Origin of the sequence: Desulfuromonas sp. TF (assembly GCF_000472285.1) — a bacterium.
GTDB lineage: Bacteria > Desulfobacterota > Desulfuromonadia > Desulfuromonadales > ATBO01 > ATBO01.
Genome location: NZ_KI421414.1, coordinates 1 through 4,694 on the forward strand (window position 1 = coordinate 1; position 4,694 = coordinate 4,694).

3 protein-coding genes are annotated in these 4,694 nt (G+C 57.7%); all 3 read right to left on the reverse strand.

Going from position 1 to position 4,694, the window contains the following annotated elements; translation table 11 throughout:
- Nucleotides 1-529: 529 nt before the first annotated feature.
- The 3 genes from pepN to DTF_RS0105145 are packed head-to-tail and all read right to left on the reverse strand — an operon-like array spanning nt 530 to nt 4,441.
- The gene (gene pepN / locus DTF_RS0105135) at nt 530-3,172 is read right to left on the reverse strand and encodes an aminopeptidase N (protein ID WP_027714451.1); all 2,643 of its coding nucleotides are present in this window, start codon (nt 3,170-3,172) and stop codon (nt 530-532) included.
- Nucleotides 3,173-3,206: 34 nt separating this feature from the next.
- Nucleotides 3,207-3,833: a LysE family translocator gene (locus DTF_RS0105140; protein ID WP_027714452.1), complete on the reverse strand. Its 627-nt coding sequence runs from the start codon at nt 3,831-3,833 to the stop codon at nt 3,207-3,209.
- A gap of 26 nt (nt 3,834-3,859) precedes the next feature.
- Nucleotides 3,860-4,441 carry a hypothetical protein gene (locus tag DTF_RS0105145; RefSeq protein ID WP_226989172.1) on the reverse strand — a complete coding sequence of 194 codons (582 nt, stop codon included), beginning with the start codon at nt 4,439-4,441 and terminating at the stop codon, nt 3,860-3,862.
- Nucleotides 4,442-4,694 lie beyond the last annotated feature (253 nt).

The following is a 4,694-nucleotide window of genomic DNA, read 5'->3' on the forward strand; positions in this document are numbered from 1 at the left end:
TGATCGGGTAGATCGCAATGACCTCGTTCGTGGCATGCGCCACGTGAGCCGCGGCGGTGTTGCCGTCAATGTTTACCAGTTTACGGGACATCCTGTTCTCCTTTTTTAGGATTAACTGTCCGGCCTCGGATGTTCTAAAATCGTGGTCAGACCAATTCCGTATACGGTAAACAATTTCTCTAATTATGTCAATAACTTAGAGAAAAATATGTATAACACCGTTCTATTACTATGAATACTAGTGATTTTAGTGGTTATGTCGATAGATGAATATAAGCTTGGACCTGTTCAGGGATGGGGATTTTCAAGAGAAAAGTCGCGAAGTCTGAGTCCTCTTCAGGAGGTAAAAAACCGTCTCTGGACGATCAATCAGGAACGATGAAGGAAGAATAAAAATTCATAGTTCGCATCTTCGAAGAGGATGCACTGCTGGCCGTCGGAGCCCGGGAGGGAGGCGGTGTAGCTTGAGCGCAGACGGGAAGAGAAGGATGTCGTCAGTGCCTTTTGGGACTGCCGCTTCGGCTATTGTTTACTGAGCCAGGCTTTTCGCCGCGATCTCGTAAACGTCCCGTGAGATACCCGGAGCGGCGGCGATCCGCTCAAGCTGTGCCCTCATCATTGCCTGGCGGGCTTCGTCGTACTTGCGCCAGCGGGTGACAGCCCCGAGGAGGCGGGCCGCAACCTGGGGATTGAGGCTGTCGATGGTCACCACCTGATCGCCGAGAAAGGCGTAACCCGCCCCGGAGCAATCGTGGAAGCGGGCCGGGTTGCCGTGACAGAAGGCGCCGATGAGCGCCCGGACCTTGTTGGGATTCTTGATGTTGAAAGCCGGATGAGCCATGAGTCGCTTGACGTTCTCCAGGGTGTCCGGGCGCTTTGAGGTCGCCTGCAGGGTGAACCATTTGTCCATCACCAGCGGGTCGTGCCGCCACTTCCGGTAAAAGGCCTCCAGGGCCTCCGTCCGCTCGGGCGTCTCGCTGTTGGCCAGGCAATGCAGGGCGGCCGAGACGTCGGTCATGTTGTCCGCCCGGTTGAACTGGTCGAAGCAGCGCCGGACGATTACGCTCTCCTCCAGAGTCATGAGGTACGCCAGGCAGAGGTTTTTCAGGCTGCGCCGTCCCACGGCGGCCGGCTCGATGCTGTAGGGACCCTCCATAGTATTGGCTTCCATCACCAGGATGAACTCTTCGCGCAGCCTCTTCGCCAGGTCCCTGCGCATCAATTCGCGCACCCGGTGGATCGTCTCGGGATCGGCCACCTCCATCTGTTCGGCAAGATAGCTTTCGGTGGGCAGGACCAGGGCCTGGGCGAGGAGAGCGGGATCGGCATTTTCATCCAGCAGGAGCCTGCGAAAGGCATCGGTGAAACCGGTGTCGAGCACCGTCTCCCGGCCACTCCGGCACTCTTCGACCAGCTTCAGCATGATGCGCACCGACAGCCGCTGCCCGGCCTCCCAGCGATTGAAGGGGTCGCTGTCGTGGGCCATCAGAAAAGCCAGGTCCCTGTCGGATGTTTCCATCCAAAGCCTGACGGGGGCTGAGAAACCGCGAAGCAGGGAGGGGACGGGTTCTTCCGGGATGCCGACGAAGCGGAAGGCATCCTCCTCCCGGCGCAGCTCCAGCACCCGGGTGGTTCCCGCAGGGGCGGATTCCCCTTCGAGCCGCAGCGGCAGGTCGTTGCCGTTTCGGTCGAGCAGGCCCATGGCCAGGGGGATGTGGAACGGCTTTTTATCCGTCTGGCCCGGGGTCGGGGGGCAGGACTGGCGCACCTTCAGTGTGTAGACCTTTCGCGCCCCGTCATAGTCTGTTTCCACCTCCAGTTCCGGCGTGCCGCCCTGGCTGTACCAGAGGCCGAACTGCTCCAGATCACGCCCCCCCGCATCGGCCATGGCCCGAAGGAAATCGTCGGTGGTGGCCGCCTGGCCGTCGAAGCGCTCAAGGTAGAGGCGCAGCCCCTTGCGGAACCCCTCGGGGCCGAGCAGGGTGTGATACATGCGGATCAGCTCCGCACCCTTGTTGTAGACCGTCATGGTGTAGAAGTTGTTGATTTCCACGTAAGAGGCGGGGCGCACGGGATGGGCCATGGGACCGGCGTCCTCGGGGAACTGGGCGTTGCGCAGAGCGCGCACCTCCTCGATGCGCTTGACCGCCCGGCTGGTCATGTCAGCGCTGAACTCCTGGTCCCGAAAGACCGTCAGCCCTTCCTTGAGCGAGAGCTGGAACCAGTCGCGGCAGGTGACGCGGTTGCCGGTCCAGTTGTGGAAATATTCGTGGCCGATCACCCCCTCGATCGCCTGGAAATCGGCGTCGGTGGCGGTCTCGGGACGGGCGAGGACGTACTTGGAGTTGAAGATGTTGAGGCCCTTGTTCTCCATCGCCCCCATGTTGAAGTCGTCCACCGCCAGGATCATGTAGATATCCAGATCGTACTCCAGGCCGAAGGTCTCCTCGTCCCATCGCATGGCTTTCTTCAGCGAGGCCATGGCGTGGTCGCAGCGGTCGCGGTTGCGCTCCTCCACATAGATATGGAGCTTCACCTCGCGCCCCGAGGCGGTGACGAAGGTGTCTTCGATCCGCACCAGGTCTCCGGCCACCAGGGCAAAGAGGTAGGCGGGCTTTTTGAAGGGGTCCACCCACTTGGAAAGATGCCGCCCGTCGGGCAGATCGATGCTGGTCACGAGGTTGCCGTTGGAGAGCAGGATCGGATATTTCGCCTTGTCGGCGAGGATGCTGACGGTGAAGTGGGCCAGGACGTCGGGGCGGTCGGGGTAATAGGTGATCTTGCGGAATCCCTGGGCTTCGCACTGGGTGCAGAAATTGCCGCTCGAGGTGTACAGCCCCTCAAGGGAGGTGTTCTCCTGCGGCTTGATTTCGGTTTCGACCACCAGCTGAAAATTTTGGGGGACATCGAAGATTGTCAGATTCTCCTCCGTCACTTCGTATTCGTTCGCCGCGAGGGTACGACGGTCGAGGTGGAGGCCCCGCAGGGCAAGCTCGTTTCCGTCTAGAACCAGGTGCCCTCCTTTTCCGGCGGGGTTGCGGCTCAGGTTCAGGCGCGATTTGACGATGGTGGACTCTTCTCCCAGCTCAAAAATGAGTTCGACGCTCTCTACGAGGTAGGCTGGCGGCTGGTAATCCTTGAGATAGATCGGCTGATGGTGTGTGTCGTTCATGGGCGGTCGCTATCCTTCTGGAGGGGGTTCGTGTTTACCTCTCTGTTGTCGCCAATTTCAAGGCCAGGCCCAGAAAAACGGCGCCCGCAACCTTGTTCAAGATCTTTTGGGTTCGGACTGATCGATTAAGCCACTGGCCAAGTGTGCCTGCAAGGAGAGCGATGCCTCCAAATACCAATATCGTGGCTATGATAAACAGCGCTCCCAGCAGGAGTAGCTGAAAAGCGACAGATCCTCTTGTTGGATCGGCAAATTGTGGCAGGAAGGCCAAAAAAAAGATCGATACTTTAGGATTTGTGATGTTCATGATGATGCCACGACAATACAACTTCCGATGATTGACGATGACGTCAGGCTCGCCCTCAATTTTTTCAGCAGAGGCTCGAAGAGCTTGCCACGCCAGATAAAAGAGGTAACCCGCACCAATGAATTTGAGGGCGGAAAATGCAATTGCGGATGTCTGAAAAATTATAGCGACCCCGAGAGCCACAGCGATTGTGTGCACGATGAGTCCTGAGCATAAACCGAGCATCACAATTAGCCCAGCGCCCTTTCCACGCAAGGCGGACTGCGTCAGTACGAATATATTGTCGGGACCCGGAGCAAGGCCAAGTAGAATCGATGCTGTGAAAAAAGTTATGAGTGTTTCAATGGATAACATTTTATCTCCCTGTTTTTGTGATTTCTTCACTCTTGCCGGCGCGGGAACTGTCTGTAAAGAAGATACCCGGCCCACGCAATCGACAGCGTTATAGCCAGTGAACCGATGCCGTGGGAAACTCTTGCCAGCATGTGGTCGTAGCTCAACAGCCCCGTCTCCGTCAGCAGAAATTCCCAATCATGAAACCCGTAGGGCGACGAATGCCCGAAATTCCCTCCCATCAGGGGCAGTTGCCCTGCACGGGCATCATCTATGTATGGAGCGATATCCAGAAAGTTTTCCCCCAGCCACCAGAAACAGACCGCCGTGCCGAACGGATCGCGGGTTTTCAGCAGCAGGGTCGCCATGCACACCAGAGGAACCAGCAGCTGCCCCACTGTGCCGCCAAGGCTAGCGATGAATTGCCCAAAAGGGCGAAAGATCACATGTCCGGCCTCGTGGAACGGCAGATTAACCAAATGCAGCCAGCTTTCCCCCGAAGCATTGCTGGCGATGCCGGCGAAGATCAGCTTGCTTCCCCAGACGATCATTCCCAGAAGGACGAGGGCTCTTCCGGTGAAAAGCAAGAGGTTGGCCTCATCGGGGCAGGAGAGGAGCAGGTGGCGCAAGCTGCAATCCCGATCGGGCAAGTCCGCTGCGACCTCTTGAGCCTGCGATTGGGCCGGCGAGTTCGCATGGACTCTTATTTTCGCGAAGATGACTCCACATCGGAGGCAATCCTGCCGGTTCGGCGGGTTTTGATATCCGCATTTGGGACAAAGCATGACTTTACCTATGCTGACATACTTCTATCGTAAAAAAGGGTCGGACCAAGGTAACTCATATGGGTAATGTGCCAGATTAGATTGAGCCCGGATGTGC

Excerpts from the sequence above, each read along its gene's own strand:
- pepN (WP_027714451.1), bottom strand. The coding sequence starts at position 3,172 with ATGAACGACACACACCATCAGCCGATCTATCTCAAGGATTACCAGCCG.
- DTF_RS0105140 (WP_027714452.1), bottom strand. The coding sequence starts at position 3,833 with ATGTTATCCATTGAAACACTCATAACTTTTTTCACAGCATCGATTCTA.